The organism is Burkholderia sp. AW33-5 (assembly GCF_053427615.1).
Map to the genome: position 1 here is coordinate 312,813 of NZ_JBSAXA010000001.1, position 18,143 is coordinate 330,955.

At 66.4% G+C, this 18,143-nt stretch carries 19 protein-coding genes; 16 read left to right on the plus strand and 3 right to left on the minus strand.

Annotated features, from left to right (window positions below):
• The first annotated feature begins 56 nt into the window (after positions 1-56).
• The 6 genes from ACV22V_RS01485 (at position 57) to ACV22V_RS01510 (ending at position 4,188) form a co-directional block, all read left to right on the plus strand.
• Positions 57-377 carry an acyl carrier protein gene (locus ACV22V_RS01485; RefSeq protein ID WP_059532229.1) on the plus strand — a complete coding sequence of 107 codons (321 nt, stop codon included), beginning with the start codon at positions 57-59 and terminating at the stop codon, positions 375-377.
• Positions 378-390: 13 nt separating this feature from the next.
• Complete coding sequence (locus tag ACV22V_RS01490) at positions 391-1,488, plus strand: fatty acid desaturase (protein ID WP_448012791.1); 1,098 nt, start codon at positions 391-393, stop codon at positions 1,486-1,488.
• The gene (locus tag ACV22V_RS01495) at positions 1,488-2,411 is read left to right on the plus strand and encodes an alpha/beta hydrolase (RefSeq protein WP_448012792.1); all 924 of its coding nucleotides are present in this window, start codon (positions 1,488-1,490) and stop codon (positions 2,409-2,411) included. The genes ACV22V_RS01490 and ACV22V_RS01495 overlap by 1 nt, the downstream gene beginning before the upstream one ends.
• Complete coding sequence (locus tag ACV22V_RS01500) at positions 2,408-2,593, plus strand: rubredoxin (protein WP_448012793.1); 186 nt, start codon at positions 2,408-2,410, stop codon at positions 2,591-2,593. The genes ACV22V_RS01495 and ACV22V_RS01500 overlap by 4 nt, the downstream gene beginning before the upstream one ends.
• A gap of 161 nt (positions 2,594-2,754) precedes the next feature.
• Positions 2,755-3,939, plus strand: coding sequence for a thiolase family protein (locus ACV22V_RS01505; protein WP_059690370.1), 1,185 nt, complete (start codon positions 2,755-2,757; stop codon positions 3,937-3,939).
• Positions 3,940-3,999: 60 nt separating this feature from the next.
• On the plus strand, positions 4,000-4,188 hold the full coding sequence (locus ACV22V_RS01510) for a hypothetical protein (protein WP_059532213.1): 189 nt from the start codon (positions 4,000-4,002) through the stop codon (positions 4,186-4,188).
• A 124-nt stretch (positions 4,189-4,312) separates the two neighbouring features.
• On the opposite strand, the gene ACV22V_RS01515 is transcribed toward ACV22V_RS01510, so the two are convergent.
• From ACV22V_RS01515 to ACV22V_RS01525, 3 genes are read right to left on the minus strand one after another with little or no spacing between them, the layout of a single operon-like run.
• Positions 4,313-4,765, minus strand: a complete 453-nt coding sequence (locus ACV22V_RS01515) for a GtrA family protein (protein WP_448012794.1) — start codon at positions 4,763-4,765, stop codon at positions 4,313-4,315.
• A complete protein-coding gene (locus ACV22V_RS01520; RefSeq protein WP_448012795.1) occupies positions 4,762-6,486 on the minus strand; it encodes an NAD(P)/FAD-dependent oxidoreductase in 1,725 nt (574 codons plus the stop codon). The genes ACV22V_RS01515 and ACV22V_RS01520 overlap by 4 nt, the downstream gene beginning before the upstream one ends.
• Positions 6,374-8,341 (minus strand): hypothetical protein, encoded by a 1,968-nt coding sequence (locus tag ACV22V_RS01525; RefSeq protein ID WP_448012796.1) that lies wholly within the window; start codon positions 8,339-8,341, stop codon positions 6,374-6,376. Before ACV22V_RS01525 ends, ACV22V_RS01520 begins: the two co-directional genes overlap by 113 nt.
• 606 nt (positions 8,342-8,947) lie before the next feature.
• On the opposite strand from ACV22V_RS01525, the gene ACV22V_RS01530 reads away from it, so the two are divergent.
• The 10 genes from ACV22V_RS01530 to ACV22V_RS01575 all read left to right on the plus strand — a co-directional run bounded on the left by ACV22V_RS01530 (position 8,948) and on the right by ACV22V_RS01575 (position 17,994).
• Positions 8,948-9,196 (plus strand): hypothetical protein, encoded by a 249-nt coding sequence (locus ACV22V_RS01530; protein WP_448012797.1) that lies wholly within the window; start codon positions 8,948-8,950, stop codon positions 9,194-9,196.
• A gap of 381 nt (positions 9,197-9,577) precedes the next feature.
• A complete protein-coding gene (locus ACV22V_RS01535; protein WP_448012798.1) occupies positions 9,578-10,777 on the plus strand; it encodes an aminotransferase-like domain-containing protein in 1,200 nt (399 codons plus the stop codon).
• Between the two features lie 13 nt (positions 10,778-10,790).
• Positions 10,791-10,979: a hypothetical protein gene (locus ACV22V_RS01540; RefSeq protein WP_059466156.1), complete on the plus strand. Its 189-nt coding sequence runs from the start codon at positions 10,791-10,793 to the stop codon at positions 10,977-10,979.
• Between the two features lie 86 nt (positions 10,980-11,065).
• Positions 11,066-11,668 (plus strand): pyridoxamine 5'-phosphate oxidase family protein, encoded by a 603-nt coding sequence (locus ACV22V_RS01545; protein ID WP_448012799.1) that lies wholly within the window; start codon positions 11,066-11,068, stop codon positions 11,666-11,668.
• A 172-nt stretch (positions 11,669-11,840) separates the two neighbouring features.
• A complete protein-coding gene (locus ACV22V_RS01550) occupies positions 11,841-13,118 on the plus strand; it encodes an epoxide hydrolase family protein (protein ID WP_059532189.1) in 1,278 nt (425 codons plus the stop codon).
• A gap of 289 nt (positions 13,119-13,407) precedes the next feature.
• Entirely contained in the window at positions 13,408-14,451 is a 1,044-nt protein-coding gene (locus tag ACV22V_RS01555) for an alpha/beta fold hydrolase (protein WP_059690363.1), read from the plus strand.
• The gene (locus ACV22V_RS01560; RefSeq protein ID WP_448012800.1) at positions 14,451-14,987 is read left to right on the plus strand and encodes a cytochrome P460 family protein; all 537 of its coding nucleotides are present in this window, start codon (positions 14,451-14,453) and stop codon (positions 14,985-14,987) included. The genes ACV22V_RS01555 and ACV22V_RS01560 overlap by 1 nt, the downstream gene beginning before the upstream one ends.
• A 297-nt stretch (positions 14,988-15,284) precedes the next feature.
• Positions 15,285-15,644, plus strand: a complete 360-nt coding sequence (locus ACV22V_RS01565) for a DUF4148 domain-containing protein (protein WP_059532180.1) — start codon at positions 15,285-15,287, stop codon at positions 15,642-15,644.
• A gap of 82 nt (positions 15,645-15,726) precedes the next feature.
• Positions 15,727-16,518, plus strand: coding sequence for an alpha/beta fold hydrolase (locus ACV22V_RS01570; protein WP_448013007.1), 792 nt, complete (start codon positions 15,727-15,729; stop codon positions 16,516-16,518).
• A gap of 72 nt (positions 16,519-16,590) precedes the next feature.
• On the plus strand, positions 16,591-17,994 hold the full coding sequence (locus tag ACV22V_RS01575; RefSeq protein WP_448012801.1) for an amidase family protein: 1,404 nt from the start codon (positions 16,591-16,593) through the stop codon (positions 17,992-17,994).
• The last annotated feature ends 149 nt before the right edge of the window (positions 17,995-18,143 follow it).

Below are 18,143 nucleotides of genomic sequence, written 5' to 3' on the forward strand. Positions count from 1 at the left end.
AGAAGGTTTGCCGTCGTCATTTCGTTCATTTCCCTCGTATAGAAGGATTTTTCATCATGTCTCAAGCTGGAATTCTGGGTGGTCTGTTCGGCCGCAAGAAGGCGGTGGCCGCCGATATCGGCCCCCTCACCGAAGCGTCGATTCGTAGCTGGCTGATCGACCGGCTCGCCAGGCAGTTGAAGGTGGACCGGGCTGCCATCGACCCCGCGAAGCGCTTCGACGAATACGGCCTCGATTCGATCGTCGCGGTGCAGGTGTCGGGCGATCTGGAGAAGGTCGTCGAGCAGCGGCTGTCGCCGGCGCTGCTGTTCGAACACAACAGCATCGACGAACTGGCGCGCCACCTGTCGACCGAGCTCGGCTTGCAGGCTGCATAAGCGGGAGATCGACATGACAAGCAAATTCACCTTCCCGAGCGCGCCGCCCGCGCGTTTCGACGAATTCCTGCAGAAGTCGAAGGCGCTCGAGGGCGTGCGGCTCACCGACGCGATTCCAAAGTCGTTGTACGAGCCGCGTGCGTGGCGCGGCGTTCTCGGTTTCGTGGTGAGCTATGCCGCGTACATCGGCGCGCTGGTCGGCATCGCGTACGCACCGCATTGGCTGTTCTACGTTCCGCTGTGGCTGCTCGCAGGTCTGGGCGGCTGGGGGCTGCACTGCATCGCGCACGATTGCGGGCACAACTCGTTCTCCCGCTCTCGATGGTTCAACCTGGCGATCGGTCATTTGTCGCTTCTGCCGTTGCTGTATCCGTTCCACGCGTGGCGCCATACGCACAACCTGCATCACGCGAACACCAACAACCTCGAACTCGACACGGACTGGCGACCCATTCCCGCGCCGCTTTACGATCGCATGTCGTTCCTGAAGCGTCTCGAGTACGCCGGTACGCGCAAGTGGCTGTTCTGGGCGGGCACGGTCAGCTACTGGAAGGAGTCGGGATTCCGTCCGGGCTTCTATCCGAAGCGCGAGATGCGGCGCGACGTGAAACGCTCGATTGCGTTCGTGCTGATCGCGTCGGCGCTTTACTTCCCGGCGCTGATCTACTTCACGGGCGTCACGGGCCTGTTCCTGTACTTCGTCGTGCCGTGGCTCATGATTCACGCGTGGTTCAGCGCGACGACGCTGATGCACCACACGTCGGACGACATCCCGTTCCTGCCGTCGCAGCACTGGACGCCGAACGCCAGTCGCCTGCTCGTGACGACCGACTACCGGTATCCGAAGTGGCTGCATTTCATGACGCACAACATTTCGGTGCATACGGCGCACCACGTCGCGCCGATCGTACCGTTCTACAACCTGCCGAAGGCCCAGGCGGCGCTCAAGGAGGCGTTCCCCGGCATGATCCGCGAAAAGGATTTCACGTTCGGCGATCTTTGGCACGTCATTCGTCATTGCCATTTCTACGACACCGAGTCGGGCTACTACCGGAGCCTGTCCCGGGAAGCCGTGCCCGTCGGCGCGCGCACGGCGGCGGAGGGCCGGTGATGGTGTCCGTGAACCATACGGAAGTCTCGCCGATCGCCCGGCGCAAGGCGAATGCGCCATCGTTGCGCGTGCGGCTCCGCCGTCGCGCGTTCGGGATGCTGAATGCCGTCGCGCCGCGCATCGCCGGAAGCCGGGCGGCCGACGCGTTCGGCTTCACGCGCGGCTACGGGCTCCCTGTCAGCGATCGGGTGCCACTCGGCGCCACGGAGACGCCGATCGAGGGCAATGCGGATATCGACCGGGCCTATTACTGGGAGGGCGGGGCGTCGCGCGTGCTGCTCGTGCACGGCTGGGGCACCGACAGCAGCAGCATGCTGAGCTTCGTGAAGCCGATGCAGAACCTGGGCTTTTCGGTGGCGTCATTCGACGCGCCTGCTCACGGTCGTTCGCCGGGCAAGCATACGACGATGACGCAGTTCACCCGCGCGACCGGCGCGGTGTTCGACGCGATCGAAGGCGCGCACGTGGTGATCGCGCATTCGCTCGGTTCGATCGCGGCGGTTTCCGCACTGGCGGAACGCTCGCGCCGCGCATCGTTGCGCTGCATCGTGCTGATCGCCCCGACGTGCGGGTTGACCGAGGTGCTGGAGCGCTGGGCGAGCCGCGACATGGCGTTCCAGCGCCCGGTGGTCGAGCGCATTTTTGCGGAGCTGCATCGACGCAACGGCGTACCGGTCAGCCACTGGGACATTCTCGCGCGCGGCGCGTCGCTCGACGTTCCGGTGCTGGTCGTGCACGATCCGGCCGATTCGGTGGTGCCGTACTGCGAGGCGCAGCGGGTAGTGGCCGGCCTGCAGGATGCGACGCTGTGGCCGGCCCCGGGCGCGGGGCATGGGCGAATCCTGTCGGACGCGAGGGTCCGCGAGCAGGTGCGCGAGTTTGTGATGCGACAGACGTCGAATTTGGGAGAGTTGGCGAGATGAGCACGACTGCGGTGGAGATGCGCACGTTGATGTGTCTGGTGTGCGGCTGGATCTATTCGGAAGAACGGGGCGCGCCGGAGGACGGCATCGCGCCGGGAACGCGCTGGGAAGACATTCCGGCCAAATGGAAATGTCCGGAGTGCGGCGTCGGCAAGGAAGATTTCGAAATGGTGTCGATCTGACGTGATGGAGAGGCGCGCGCCGCCTTTCCTCGTGTCCGACGGCACAATCGCAGTGGTTACGCGTGCCGGGCAGGCGAAGCGGCATCCCTTCCCGGCAGGCGACTCGTGCGGCGGCGGTGCCATCCGTTCCGCCGGAACCCACCTTTGAATGGAGTGTGGAAATGGTTGCACGACAGGTAGTGATCTGCAGTCCCGTCAGAACGCCCATCGGCGCGTTCGGCGGCACGTTGAAGGACGTTGCTGCGACGGCGCTCGGCGCAGTCGCGGTCCGCGAGGCGGTACGTCGCAGCAACGTCGATCCGGCGGAATTGGCGGCGGTCGTGATGGGCAACGTCATTCAGGCAGGAAACAGGATGAACCCCGCGCGTCAAGCGGCCATCGGGGGCGGCGTGCCGGTGGCCGTGCCTGCGCTTACGGTGAATCGCGTGTGTGGGTCGGGCGCCCAGGCCATCGTGAATGCGGCGCAGGAGATCTGGCTTGGATTCGGCTCGGTCGCGGTGGCGGGCGGCATGGAAAACATGGACCGCGCCCCGTATCTGCTGGAAAGCGGGCGATGGGGCCACCGGATGGGGAATGCCGGGATCGTCGACAGCATGCTCGGGGACGGCCTCGTCGACGCGTTTTCCAACCAGCATTCCGGATGGCACACGGAGGACCTCGTTGCAGCGATGGGGATCACGCGCGCGCAGCAGGACCGGTGGGCGGAGCGTTCGCAGCAGCGCTTCGCGCAGGCGCAAGGACGCGGCGCATTTGACCCGGAGCTTGTCGCGGTCGAAATCGAGGGGCGGAAACAGACTGTCAAATTCGAGCGCGACGAGCAGCCGCGGCCTGACACGACGGTCGATTCGCTCTCCAGACTGAAGCCCGCGTTTCGCTCCGACGGCACCATCACCGCGGGCAACGCGCCCGGATTGAACAGCGGTGCGGCGGCAATGATCGTGGCGGATCGGCAGTATGCCGACGCGCGTGGAATCGAGCCGCTCGCAACGCTCGTTTCCTATGGGGTGGGGGCGGTGGAGCCGGGCATGTTCGGACTCGGGCCGGTGCCGGCCGTCAAGATGGCGCTCGCCCGCGCCGGCTGGTCGTTGAAGGACGTCGAGCGTTTCGAGATCAATGAGGCGTTTGCCGCCGTGCCGATCGCGGTCATGCGGGAACTCGGCATCGACGAGGAGCTGGTGAATGTCGAAGGCGGCGCGATTGCGCACGGTCATGCAATCGGCGCCACCGGTGCCGTTTTGACGACCCGCCTTGCGCACTCGATGCGCCGCGATGGCGTGAAACGCGGGATGGTGACGTTGTGCATCGGTGGCGGCCAGGGTATCGCCCTCGCCCTGGAATCCGTCTAACGGCGTTCTGATGCCGGGGCGGCGGCAACCGCCCCGGCTCGCGTCAATCAAGGAGAAGATATGGACCAGCGTTCAGCACTGGAAGATACGAACCCTCGTGCGGCGACCGGATATACGGCGGCCGAGACTGCGCTTTGGCGCAAGTGGCTGTCCCATTTCGGCGCCGAGCGCGTGCAAGACCTGGACCTCGGCGTGCTGGAGGCGATCGCGGGTTATGTCGGGAAGGGCGTATCGCCTCCGAATGAATAGAGCGCGATTCGGAGCCGCCGAGGAAGCGGTGACGCCGTCGTTCAGGCACACGAGCGCGATCGACCTGACGCCAGCCGGACAATCGGTCCGCCCCGGAACTGGCTTCTGTACCATCCCCTCTCATTCAACGAACCGTCGCCTCGACACAAGCGTCCCCGCCGGCTTCCCGGCGCGCGGTCGCCGGAATCGCGGCCGGCGCGCGCGCCCCTGGCACCCTGAATACGGCGACCCTGCGGACCCGGTACAGCGTGACGAAGCTGACCATCACCGCGAGCCATTTCGCGGCAATATTGCCGACCAGTCCCGCCGCCAGATGCACGATGCCCGCGGTCAGCAGCGAGCCGAACCCGCAACTCGCCGCGAACAGCAGCGCTTCGCGGACCTGCCGGCGGCCGATCGTGGTCGAGCGGAACACGAAGCGGCGCGAAAGCACGTAATTCACGCCACCCCCGACCAGGTACGCGACCGACGCCGATATCCCGGCATCGATCTGCATCGCCGAGGCCAGCGTGAGGAACAGTGCCCAGTCGACGACGAGCGACACGGCGCTCACGACGAAGTAGCCGGAAAACATCATGTCCGCCCCCACTGAACGGTGCGGGTGGGGACCGCGCGCAACCCCGATGCGCCGGCTTGCGGTTCGGTGCCGCTCTCGTGATACTCCGCGTCCTCGTTGACGGCCCAGACGTCGCGAAGCTTGTGCCCGGCGACGATGTTCTCGACGGTCAGCATGGCGGTCATCATTGCATGGTCCTGATTGTTGTACTTGTGCATGCCGTTGCGACCGACGAGATGCAGGTTCGGATAGTGCTCGGCCAGATCCGAACGGATCTCGTCGACGATGTCGCGGTAATCGTCGTCGTACACGGGGTACGCCTTCGGTTGACGAACGACGCGCGAACCGCGAATCTGGTCGCGCGTCGCCAGGCCGATTTTCTCGAGTTCACCGATCGCGAGTTCGGTCATGTCGGCATCGCTGCTTTCCCACATCGAATCGCCGTCGAAGCAGAAGTATTCGAGCCCCAGGCAGCCACCCGTCGCCGCGTCGGGCACCATCTCGGGCGACCACGATGCGAAATTCTGGATTCGCCCGACCTTGACGGACGGGTCGTGGATGTAGATCCAGTTGTCCGTGAAGGTGGCGGGCCGGTCGAGTATCAGCGCGACCGTGATGAAGTCCCGATACTGCAGTCTCGACGCGGCAGCCGCGGATGACGGACGGGGCGAAATCGCGCGAAGCGTTTCGCGCAGCGGCGCGGTGCACACCACATCGCGAGCGCTGATGCGATTCGTCTGTCCGTCCTGGCCGACGGTTTCGACGAGCCAGCGCCGCGTGAGGCCGTCGTACTGCATTGCGCCGGCCGCCTGCCCCATCATCAGCTGTCCGCCCTGATCCTGGAACTTGCGGGCGGCGGCTTCCCACAACATGCCGGGGCCGCGGCGCGGGTAATGGAAGGATTCGATCAGTGTCTTGACGTTGGACTTGCCCGAGCGGATGCCGAGCGAGCGCTTTACCGCGCTCACGATGGCGGTGGACAGGCTCAGGCCCTTGATGCGCTGCGCGGCCCAGTCGGCCGATATCTCGTCGCACGACATGCCCCAGACCTTTTCGGTGTACGTCTTGAAGAAGATGGAAAACAGTCGTTCTCCGAATTGATTGGCGACCCATTGATGAAAGGACTTCGGGTTTGGACAGGGCTTGACGCGGGCTGCGAGGTACGAAAGCACGCAGCGCGTGCTTTCGATGATGCCGAGATTCAGCAAGGCCTCGATGCCGTCGAGCGGGTATCGATAGAATTTGTTCCGGTAGAAGATGCGCGAGCTGCGCGGTCGCTCGATGAAGTCGTCCGGGAGCAGTTCGTGCCACAGTGCGACTACGTCCGCCGACTTGGAGAAGAAACGGTGTCCTCCGATGTCGAAGCAGTGGCCGTCGAACTGTTCGGTGCGACTGATGCCGCCGACATACCGAGGATCTTTCTCGATGACCGCGACCGACAGGTCGGTCTGCCTGGTCAGCAGATAGGCGGCGGTGAGGCCGCCGGGTCCGGCGCCGATGACGAGTACGTCGACTGATTGATCCATGTTGTCACCCCGAGTTTCAAGTCGCTGGTCCATTGACTGTCGTATCGGCCGCTCCAGCCGGGCGGCAAACTGCCATGTCGAATCGATGATCCGGATGTCCCGTTCAGACGTCGCGCACTTGCGCGTGGCGAGGCGGGGAAGCGCCGCCTCGGGCGGTCGGTCGTGCGGGTATCGCGTTCGTCTGGTCGAGCGGTTGAATGCGCACGGACGATGCATCCTGAGCTTCGGCAGTCGTCCTGATGCTGCGGCAGTCGTACAGCCAGACCGTGTTTTCGGGTTCGGGCGACCACGCGTAGCCTGTTGCCAACTCCGGGTAGTGCCGATGCGACACGATGAAATCCAGCACGGGGTCTGCACAGATGTGCCGGATGCCCGCTCGGTTGAGCGGTACGTATTCGTACCTGGACACGAACACGGTCGACTTTCTGTCGGTGTCGTGCCCGTCGCGCGGTCGTGCGGCGCGCGGGTCCTGCTTGATCAGTTCGACCCGTCGCACCGCCTCGAAGGTAGTCCGGCGATGGAAGATCAGACCCGCGGCCTGCGTCGACGAGTAGTAGCTCGAGGTCTTCATCATCAGCCACGGATAGACGACTTCGTCCGCCGGTCCGTCCCAATAGACGATGGCGCCGCGCGCGACCGTACCTTCGAACGGCGTGAAGTCGGCGCGGTCGGCGCCGGCTTCCAGGATCCTTGCTGCTTCCGACCGCTGGTCGATATTGACGAGTCCGTATGCGGCGAATGCGGCCAATATCATCGGCAAGCCGATGGCCGCGATTCGTTTGCGCGACAGATTGAGCACGGCGAGCACCGCGGCCAGCGTGATGACCAGGTGTGTGTGAATCAGCGTTTCGAGCCACGGAATGTCGAACATCACGCTGCCGGTCGGATACGCGACGCGACCGACCTGATACGCGCACTGGTATATGACCCAGATCGTCGCGGCAGCGACGGTCGTCCCGATCCACATCCGGCGAAGCGGAGGGGTGAGGTCGGCAAGCCGCGCGCCGGGAGCGGCGGGCGCCCGTCGACGGGCTGCCGCGTGGAGCGTCGCGGCAACCGCCAGTGCGATGAAACCTCCGCCGACGTCGAGCAGGAGCCAGCAGATCGCAAGCAGCCAGATCAGGGTCGGCCGTGTGTGGCGTTCGCGTCGCACGAGCAAAATGGCCGCGGGCCATTGCATCAACGTCAGCAGCCACAGCGTGCGCCACGGCTGCATCTGTATCCAGATCGCGTCCTGTCCGGCCAGGTCCGCGATCGTGGTGAGCGCGATGCCGGCAATGCCGATCAGCGTGAGATTCGACCACAGCGCACGGTGATCCTGCGCCTGGTTCGCACAGAGTGCCGCGGGAAGTGCGATAGCCCAGCACACCTTGTTCCATTCAGTGAGCGACCACAACGTCGGGAACAGGAATGGCACGTTGTATCGCGCGATCGACCGCCATTCCGGATCGAACGGATAGAGGTGGAACACCTTGAGCGGCGGCATCTCGACGACGGCGAAAATCATGAGCGCGAGCGGCAATAGCCGCCACCACTTCACGCGTGGCGTCCGGCCGAGGACGACGAAGACGAGCGACGCGCCGCCGATCAGCGGGTGAACGGCGGTTGCGACGATCGTCAGCACGATGGCAATGCGATGACGGCCTTCGAGCATCGACGCAATCGCCCACAGGCCGAGTGCTTCGGCGGGAAGCCGGGCGGTGAGAAATCCTTCGTCATACGAAAAGACCAGGCCGGCGCCGTAATCGGACGGCATGCAGGCGACGAGGAACATCGCGAGCCAGTGCCACGGGGCGGGCAGCAGTTTCTTCGCCAGGCGCCACATGCCGCTCCACCAGAGCGCCTGGATCGCGATCAGGCACGCGAGATTGCTGGCGCGGAGCCCGAATGCCGAGATCAGCTTCGCGAAGATCCGACCGTAAATCGTCCAGTGATCCTGAGAACCGAATTCAAAGAACAGATCGTGCGAGAAATGCTCGGGATGCGCGTTATACAGCGCCTGCGCGGTGTACAGGATCGCGTCGTGCCGAATGCCTGTATAAGGATGCGTTATCAGGAACAGAACGGCCAACGAAAGCGCAAGTGCGATGACCGACCAAGGGCTTTTCTCAGTCCGATTCATGATCGAGTGGAAGACTTTTATCGACGACATTTCGTGAGCCGGCGCTTCGTATGCGACGAAACGGACCATGAGGTCCCGGCTTCGCGGGCGGCGGCGCGGTGCACCCTGACGGCACGAGAGCCTTCAGGCGAGATGCAGGCGGGCCGCTCAGGGCGCGCGTTTCGCCATGCCGCCCATCGTCGGCGGTACGCAGACGCGCGTGCCGGTGAAGAGAGAGGCGGTATGGGGCGGTCGTGCGTGTGCAGGCGTCCGCCGGTTCCGAGCGGGCGCGGATGCTTGCGGGAATGCCCGGCTTGCGCAGCGGATCGGCCGCGGTGCGATCGTTGCCGCGCCGCTGTTCATCCCCGGCGACGCCGCGATCGAGATCGTGGTGCTTGTTTTCATTGTGTCCCCCGATGCGTCCTGCACCGAAAAAGCGTCTTACCGGTGTGCCGGACGCGGACTTTTCGAAATATTTGATTGCGCGCCGGGACGGCTGTCCGGCGCCTTCGGCGTGAACGCACGGAGCGTGCCACGCCCGCCGGCGCGCGCGTTCGGACCGATGAGGCGACGTCGATGCAGGCCGGGATACCGGTCGTCGCGGGAAATGTGTCGGTCTTGAAACGGTCGGGAACCGTCGGATCGGGTCGATCGTCCATCGCGGCGCGACTGATCACCGGCCGCGAAGACGGGATGATCGGTTTCAGCCGTGAAGCAGCGGCAGGCGAGTGGATGGCGGGACCGTTGCTGCGCAAGGGGCGCATGCGTGCCGGACAGCTCGCCGCGCGGCGCCGGCGACGCCCGTGGCGGGAATCGGCGGTCTAGTCGAACCGTGTGCGCATCGGGTGCGACCCGGGCATCCGGAACGCACATCAGGTTGCAGATCTGAAACGTCGCGGCAACTCGCCGGGCGCCATCAGGGTTGCGGTCGGCGTCACGTGCCCGACGCGTCCTCCGGAACGGATCGAGAACAGTCCAGGTATCTCCCGCGCATTCGATGCGGCCGCATGCATCGCCCGGGACAGCCGGCATCTGCCCGTCCCAATTGATGACCAAACCGCAAGACCTAGTGCATAGATATCGTTTGCCGCGGCGTTAATGACTATCGACAATCGTGGCTCGAATTCCCGCCGTTGCGCCAGAAGCGCCTTGGCGGGCGGCCCTGTCGGCTATCCCGGCCGTCGCCGCCACCCAGCTCACGACGACATGTACGCGTTCACGCCCTCATTCCAGAATCCCGCCGGTTCGCCGATCCGCGAGCTGTTCAAGTACCTCTCCGAACCGGGGATGATTTCGTTCGCCGGCGGCTACCCGGCCAGCGACCTGTTCGACGTCGACGGCCTGAACACGGCTGCCGAACGCGCGTACGCGCAGCCGGTCCGCTGCCTGCAATATGGCCCGACCGACGGCCTGGCCGAACTGAAGCAGCAACTGATCGCGTTGATGGCGCGCCGCAACGTGACGTGCACGCCGGCCGAACTGCTCGTCACGACCGGCTCGCAACAGGGCCTCGATCTGCTGCTGCGCGTGATGGTCGCCCCGGGCGACGTCGTGCTGACCGAACAACCGGCGTATCCGGCGACGCTGTCGGCGATGCGTCTGCAACAGGCGCGCATCGTGACGATTCCCGTCGACGGCAATGGCCTCGACGTCGACCGCCTCGCCTCGCAACTTGCATCCGGCGCGATCGTGCAGCCGAAGCTGCTCTATACGGTGCCGACCTTCGCGAATCCGACCGGTGCGACGCTCGCGCGCGAACGCCGCCTGAAGCTGCTGCGTCTCGCGGTGCAATACCGTTTCCTGATCGTCGAGGACGATCCCTACGGCGATCTGCGTTTCGCGGGCGAACCGGTGCCGTCGATGCTCGCGCTCGCGAACGAAGTCGAAGGCGCACGCGACTGGATCGTGCACTTCGCGAGCCTGTCGAAAATCGTCGCACCGGGGCTGCGCGTGGGCTGGACGATCGCGCCGGCCGAAATCGCGCGGCGCTGCGTGATCGCGAAGCAGACGGTCGACCTGTGCAGCGCGCCGTGGACGCAAGCCACCGCCGCCGAGTATCTCGCCGACGGCGCGCTCGAGCGTCATCTGCCGCGCATCACGGCGGCCTACCAGCGCAAGTGCGATGCGATGTGCGACGCGCTGCGCGACGGCTTCGGCGATGCGATCGCGTTCCATCGTCCCGAAGGCGGGATGTTCGTGTGGGCGCGGATCGGCGCGGTGTCGTCGGACGTGCTGCTGCAACAGGCGATCGCGAACAAGGTCGTCTTCGTGCCGGGCAAGGCGTTCTTCGCGGACAACGTCGACGCCGCGTCGCTGCGGCTGTCGTTCGCCGCGCCCGACGTCGACGCGATCCGGGAAGGCGTGGCGCGCCTCGTGCGCGCGTATGGTGCGGCGCTGGCCGCGTGAGGAGGAGAGACACATGAGCATCGTCGTCAACGACACCGCATGGATGGACGAAGCGCCGCGCATGGCCGGTATCCGTCCCGTCGAACACAAGTCGTCGCAGATCAGCGCGGGGCCGCAATACGTCGCCGACGTGCTCGGCCGCTTCGGCGCGGATTCGACCGACACGCGCGACGCCGCACCGGTCGTCCTCGGCTACAACTGAAGCGCGCGGCGGGGGCCCGCAACGGGATCCCGCCGCCGAAACGGTTAAGCTGGCGCGATCGAACCACGCAGGATCGCCGGGGCATCATGTCCGACATCGCATCGCTCACGCAAACGTACGACCGCCTCTGGTCGTGCCTGGAATCCGGCGTCGGCGCACAGCGCTCGCCGTTCACCATGGTGCAGGCCGCGACGCTCGGCCTCGACGGCGCGCCCAAGGTGCGTACGATCGTGCTGCGGCAGGCGAGCCGCGCCGATCGTCGGCTGTCGTTCCACACCGATGCGCGCTCGGAGAAAGTCGTGGAGTTGCGCCGCGATCCGCGTATCGCGATCGTCGCGAGCGATCTCGATTCGCTCGTGCAGATTCGCGCGGAAGGCGTTGCGACGATTTGCGAAGACGAAGCGCAACGTCGCGCGGTCTGGCAATCGAACCGTCCGCATACGCTGCTGCTATATCGCGCACCGCTGCGCCCCGGCACGCCGATCGAATCGCCGAAAGACGCGCATGTCACCGTAAGCCCGGATACGGACACGGGCACGGCGACCACCGACGACGGTTACCGGAACTTCTGCCTGCTCCACGTCTCGGTGACGCGCATCGACTGGCTCGACCTCGCCCGCGACGGCCATCGTCGCGCGGTGTTCGACGTGAACGACGACGGCTACGAAGGGCGCTGGATCGCACCCTGACGGCGTCGGTCGCGCCCCCGCTACAAACGCGTACAAACCAGACACATCCGGGATACGTCAGACCTTTCAAATGGGCAACGCCGCGCGACCGGCGCACGCCCGGATGAAAGCGAAAGCGCGCTCCGCCGCGCGGCATGTTCACTTTCCATTTCACGAAAGGAGATGCCGAACGATGTCTTCCACACAGTTTTCCCCGATGCGTCGCCACCTGCTGGCCACTTCCGTGGCTGCCGGCGTATCCGCGATGCTGCCCACCGCGCTGCATGCGGCAACCGGCGGCGACGGCATACGTCCGTTCACCGCCCATATCCCCGATGAAGCGCTGGCCGACCTGCGCCGCCGCATTGCCGCGACGCGCTGGCCGGGCCGCGAGACCGTCGCCGACGAATCGCAGGGCGTGCGGCTTGCGCGCATGCAGGCGCTGCTGCGCTACTGGGGCACCGACTACGACTGGCGCAAGGGCGAGGCGCGCCTGAACGGTTTCCCGATGTTCATCACCGAAATCGACGGGCTCGACATTCACTTCATCCACGTGCGCTCGCGGCACGCGAACGCGATGCCGATGATCATGACGCACGGCTGGCCGGGTTCGATCTTCGAGCTGCTGAAGGCGATCGGCCCGCTGACCGATCCGACCGCACACGGTGCGAGTGCCGACGATGCGTTCCACGTCGTCGTGCCGTCGCTGCCGGGTTTCGGTTTTTCGGGCCGTCCGACGAAGACGGGCTGGGGCTCCGACCACATCGCGCGCGCATGGGGCGAGCTGATGGCGCGCCTCGGCTATACGCGCTTCGTGTCGCAGGGCGGCGACTGCGGCTCGGTGATCTCGCACCGGATGGCGATGCAGCGGGTGCAGGGCCTGGCCGGGATTCACGTGAACATGCCGGCGACGGTGCCGCCGGACATCGCGACGCTGCTCCAGACCGACGCGCCGGCACCGGCGTCGCTGTCGCCGAAGGAGAAGGCCGCGTACGAGAAGCTCGCGACGTTCTATCGCGACAACTGCGGCTACTCGGCGATGATGGTCACGCGCCCGCAGACGGTTGGCTATGCGCTCGCCGATTCGCCGTCGGGTCAGGCAGCGTGGATGTACGACAAGATCTCGCAATGGACCTACAGCGGCGGCGTGCCCGAACGCTCGATCCCGCGCGACGAGATTCTCGACGACATTTCGTTGTACTGGCTGACCGATACGGCGACGTCCGCCGCGCAGATCTACTGGGAGGATCACTCGAACAACTTCAACGCGGTGGACATCTCGCTGCCGGCGGCGATCACGGTGTTCCCCGGCGAGATCTACCAGGCGCCGCGCAGCTGGGCCGAGCGCAGCTATCACAACCTGATCTACTTCAACGAAGTCGACAAGGGCGGGCATTTCGCGGCATGGGAGGAGCCGGAACTGTTCGCTCGCGAAGTGCGTGCCGGGTTCCGGCCGTTGCGTCGCGCGTAAGCGGGACTTGACGGGAGAACGCGGGCCGGTCGCGATGCCGGCCCGCGTGACGCGTTGCGCATGGCCGACCGCGAACCCCCGTTTCCGCCGCCAATTTTGAATCGCTGTATGTCGTGCCCGAATCTGGATACGTTGGGATACAAAGCCTTCGGATGGTTCGGATATAAAACCGGTGAAGCGATTCACACGGGCGGCGCGATGTCAGGCGCCGCCGCCGTGAACGGCGATTCCAGAGCGCCCGCACGTGCCGCGGGCCACTTCCTTAGCGATCGAGAATGGAGAACGCGTCATGCCTGATACCGTGAACACCCGCCGCCGCCTGATTCTGGGCACGACACTCGCAAGCCTGAGCCTCGCCGACCTCGGGTTCGGTTCGCTGGCACGCGCGCAGTCGGCGCCCGATGCGTCGACGCCGAAGCGCACGGCCGGCGCGGCCTCGCTCGGCAAGATCCACCAGATCGACGCCGGTGTGCTGAACGTCGGGTATGCGGATCTCGGACCGAAGAACGGCCCCGTCGTGTTCCTGCTGCACGGCTGGCCGTACGACATCTACAGCTACGCGGAAGTCGCGCCGCTGCTCACGGCGGCCGGCTATCGCGTGATCGTGCCGTACCTGCGCGGCTACGGATCGACGACGTTCCGCTCGGCCGATACCGTGCGGAACGGCCAGCAGGCGGTGACGGCCGTCGACATCGTCGCGCTGATGGATGCGCTGAAGATCGATCGCGCGGTGTTCGGCGGCTACGACTGGGGCGCGCGCACGGCCGACATCATCGCGGCACTGTGGCCGCAGCGCGTGAAGGCGCTGGTGTCGGTGAGCGGCTACCTGATCGGCAGCCAGGAGGCGAACCGCAAGCCGCTGCCGCCGCAGGCGGAATTCCAGTGGTGGTATCAGTTCTACTTCACGACCGAGCGCGGCGCGCTCGGCTACGCGGCGAATCGCGACGCGTTCAACAAGCTGATCTGGCGGCTCGCGTCGCCGAAGTGGCAGTTCTCCGACGAGACCTACGCGCGTAGCGCCGCATCGTTCCAGAACCCCGACCACGTGGCCGTCGTGATCCACAACTATCGCTGGCGCCTCGGGCTCGCGCAGGGCGAAGCCCAATACGACGACATCGAGCGGCGGCTCGCCGCCGGCCCGGCCATCACCGTGCCGACGATCACGATGGAGGGCGACGCGAACGGCGCGCCGCATCCGGAGCCTGCCGCGTATGCGAAGAAGTTCACGGGCAAGTATCAGCACCGGACCATCACGGGCGGCATCGGCCACAACCTGCCGCAGGAAGCGCCGCAGGCATTCGCCGATGCGATCCTGCAAGTGGAGCACCTGTGATGCGGGCCGGCACGATCGTGTCGCGCCGCGGCGCGCGCCGTGCGCTCGTCGCGGGCGCGCTGCTGGCGGGCGCGTGGTCGGCGAGCGGTCCGGCCGCGTTCGCGGAGCAGCCGAAGCCGGCGGCGTCGCCGATCTACGGCGTGACGATCCCGCCCGGCTACCGGAAGTGGGAAATGGTCGCGCCGGCCGAGGAGGCTGCGCCGCTCGACGAATTGCGCGTGGTCCTCGGCAATCCCGTCGCGATCCGCGCGCTCGAACAGTCGACGCTGCCGTTTCCGGACGGCACGATCCTCGTGAAGCTCGCGTACAAACGCAAGCAGTCCGACGAATTCGCGCCGGCGACGGTGCCCGGCCAGGCGACGACCGTGCAGGTGATGGTCAAGGATTCGCGCCGTTATCCGTCGACGGGCGGCTGGGGCTTCGGGCGCTTCATCAACGGCGTGCCGGCCGATATCGGTCAGCACCAGACCTGCTTCGCGTGTCATCAGGCGCGCGTGAAGAATCACGATTTCGTGTTCACGCGGCTTGCGCCCTGATGTGAGCTGACGGGACCGGTTCGACGGAAAGGCGTGCCGTATGAGGCACGCCTTTTTTCATGTTGGGACGCGGGCGCGGGCGCGGGCGCAGGCGCGCGGTGTGCGGGGTACCGGATTTGTATCGCACTGTATCGGGAGCCGCTGCGGAAACATCGGATTGCAGAATGCCCCTGTTTCGGAAACATGCCGGATACGTGAGCGGGTTCTACTGTCGACATGCAGCAAACGTTCGGTGCGAGACGGTCGCAACGGACGCCGAGTGATCGATACCCCCAACTTCCGCCAAGGAGAAATCTCATGAAAGCCGCTCGAATCCTCGCAGTCGCCGTGCTCGCTTCGATCCCCGCATTGTCGTTCGCCGATACCGGCCACGGCCTCACGCGTGCCGACGTGCGCGCCGACCTCATCCGGCTCGAGAAGGCCGGCTACAACCCGGCCGGCAGTGACGCGCGTTACCCGGACGATATCGCCGCCGCGCAGAACGCCGTCGCCGCCGCGCAGCGCGTCGCGCGCTCCGACCAGAACGGCCCGTCGAAGTCGCAGGACGACAACGTGGCTGCCGCGTCCGCGCCTGCCGCTGCGCGCTACGCCGCGGCCGACCAGCGCGCCGCGCGGAACGCGCGGACGGACGCCGACGACCTGTACGCACATTCGTGATGCATTGCCGCGCCTGCCGCACGCGGGCGCGGCCGCATCGGCAACACTTCAGATGAACGACACGATGGAAAGGAGCATGAAGATGATCGGTTTGACGAAACGGGTTCTGGTGTCCGCGGCGGTGCTCGGCGGGCTGTTCGGTGCGGTCGCGGCGCAGGCCGCGCCGAAGGAAGACCTGAAAGGCACGAACGTCGTGCTGGTGCACGGCGCATTCGCCGACGGGTCGAGCTGGAACCGCGTGATTCCGCTGCTCGAAGCGCGCGGCCTGCACGTGGTGTCGGTGCAGAACCCGCTGAGCTCGCTCGCCGACGACGCGGCCGCGACGAAGCGCGCGATCGACGAACAGAAGGGCCCCGTCGTGCTGGTCGGCCATTCGTGGGCGGGTGTCGTGATCAGCGACGCCGGCAACGACGACAAGGTGAAGTCGCTCGTCTACGTCGCCGCATTCGCGCCGGACAACGGCCAGTCGATCGCCGACGTCACGCAGGGGTTGCCGGCGCCGTCGTGGGCCGGCGAGCTGCGCAAGGACGGCGGCGGCTTCGCGAGGCTGTCGGACAAGGCGATCGCGCAGGATTTCGCGCCGGATCTGCCGCCCGCGCAGCAACGCGTCGTCGCGGCGACGCAAGGGCCGTGGTACGGTGGCTGCATTTCGGAGAAGGTCGCGCAGGCCGCGTGGCATGCGAAGCCGTCGTCGTTCGTGGTCGCGACGCAGGACCGGATGATCGATCCGAAGCTGCAGGAGGCGATGGCGAAGCGGATCGGCGCGACGGTCACGCGCGTGAACGGCAGCCACGTTGCGATGCTGAGCCAGCCGAAGGCCGTGGCCGACGCGATCATCGCGGCCGCGGAACGCGCGAAGCAGGATGCGCAGTGAGTGAATGCGGCGCCGCGTGGCGGATGACGTGGCGCCGTCGGTGATTGTGATGTCCTTTCACGAGGAGAAGTCATGACGCAGCAACTCTGGCAACTGTCGGCGACTGAAATTGCGAAGCGTGTGCGGCAACGTGAAGTGTCCGCGCGGGAAGTGGCGGATGCCACACTGGCGCGCCTCGAAGCGGTGAACCCGGCGATCAATGCGGTGGTCGAGCATCGTCCCGAGGAGGTGCGGCGGCAGGCCGACGACGTCGATCGCGCGATCGCCCGCGGCGACGATCCGGGCCCGCTTGCCGGCGTGCCCGTGACGGTGAAGATCAACGTCGACGTCGCGACGTTCGCGACGACCAACGGCACGCGGTTGCAGGAAAACCTGATCGCGAGCGCCGACAGCCCGTCGGTGTCGAACCTGAGAAAGGCCGGCGCCGTGCTGCTCGGCCGCACCAATTCGCCGACGTTCGCGCTGCGCTGGTTCACGTCGAACCTCGTGCACGGCCATACGTACAATCCGCGCAACCGTTCGCTGACGCCGGGTGGTTCGAGCGGCGGCGCGGCGGCTGCCGTGGCCGCCGGGATCGGCCCGATCGCGCTCGGCACCGACATCGGCGGCTCGGTGCGCTATCCGGCCTATGCGTGCGGCGTGCATGGCATCCGGCCGTCGCTCGGGCGCGTGCCGGCATTCAATGCGTCAGGGCCGGAACGTGCGATCGGCGCGCAACTGATGTCGACGACGGGGCCGATCGCACGCACGATCGACGATCTCGCGTTGGCGCTGCGTGCATTCGCCGCGCCGGACCCGCGCGACCCGTGGTACGTGCCGGTGCCGATCGACGGTCGCGCGGTGCCGAAGCGCGCGGCGCTATGCGTGCGTCCGCGCGGTCTGGAGGTCGTGCCCGAGGTCGAGGCCGCGTTGCGCGATGCCGCGCGACGGCTCGTCGACGCGGGCTGGACCGTCGACGAAATCGACGATACGCCGCCGATGCGCGAGGCCGCGCTGTTGCAGGAGCAGCTCTGGCTCGGCGACGGATTCGATGCGCTGGCGAACGCGGTGGCGAGCGACGGCGATCCGGGCGCGGCCGCGGTGATCGCCGCCGTGCGCGCCAAGGTGCGCGATCTGCCGGCCGACGTGATCAGCCGCGCGCTCGTGCGGCGTACGACGCTGACGCGGCAATGGCGGCTCTTTCTCGACGAATATGCGGTGTTGTTGTTGCCGGTGTCGTCCGAGCTGCCGTTTCCCGATGATCTCGATCGGCAAGGGCCGGAAGGGTTCGAGCGCGTCTGGGAAGCGCAGCTCACGCTGCGGGCGCTGCCGGCGATGGGGTTGCCGGGGCTCGCGGTGACGACCGGGATCGTCAACGACGTGCCGGTGGGCGTGCAAGTGGTCGCCACGCATCATCGCGAGGATCTGTGTCTGCTCGCGGGGCGCGACATCGAGGCGCGCGGCGCGCCGATCGTGCCGGTCGATCCGGTACGTTGATGCGGCGACGGGTGGCGTGCATCGACGATGCGCCACGCCCGTCGGCTGTCGTGCCGCGATCCATCGTTCCATCGAAGCGCGCCATTCGACCCGGCGCGCGATTCCATTTCGGATTCTGTCACAACGACAACGGGCGGCGCGCGTCGCGT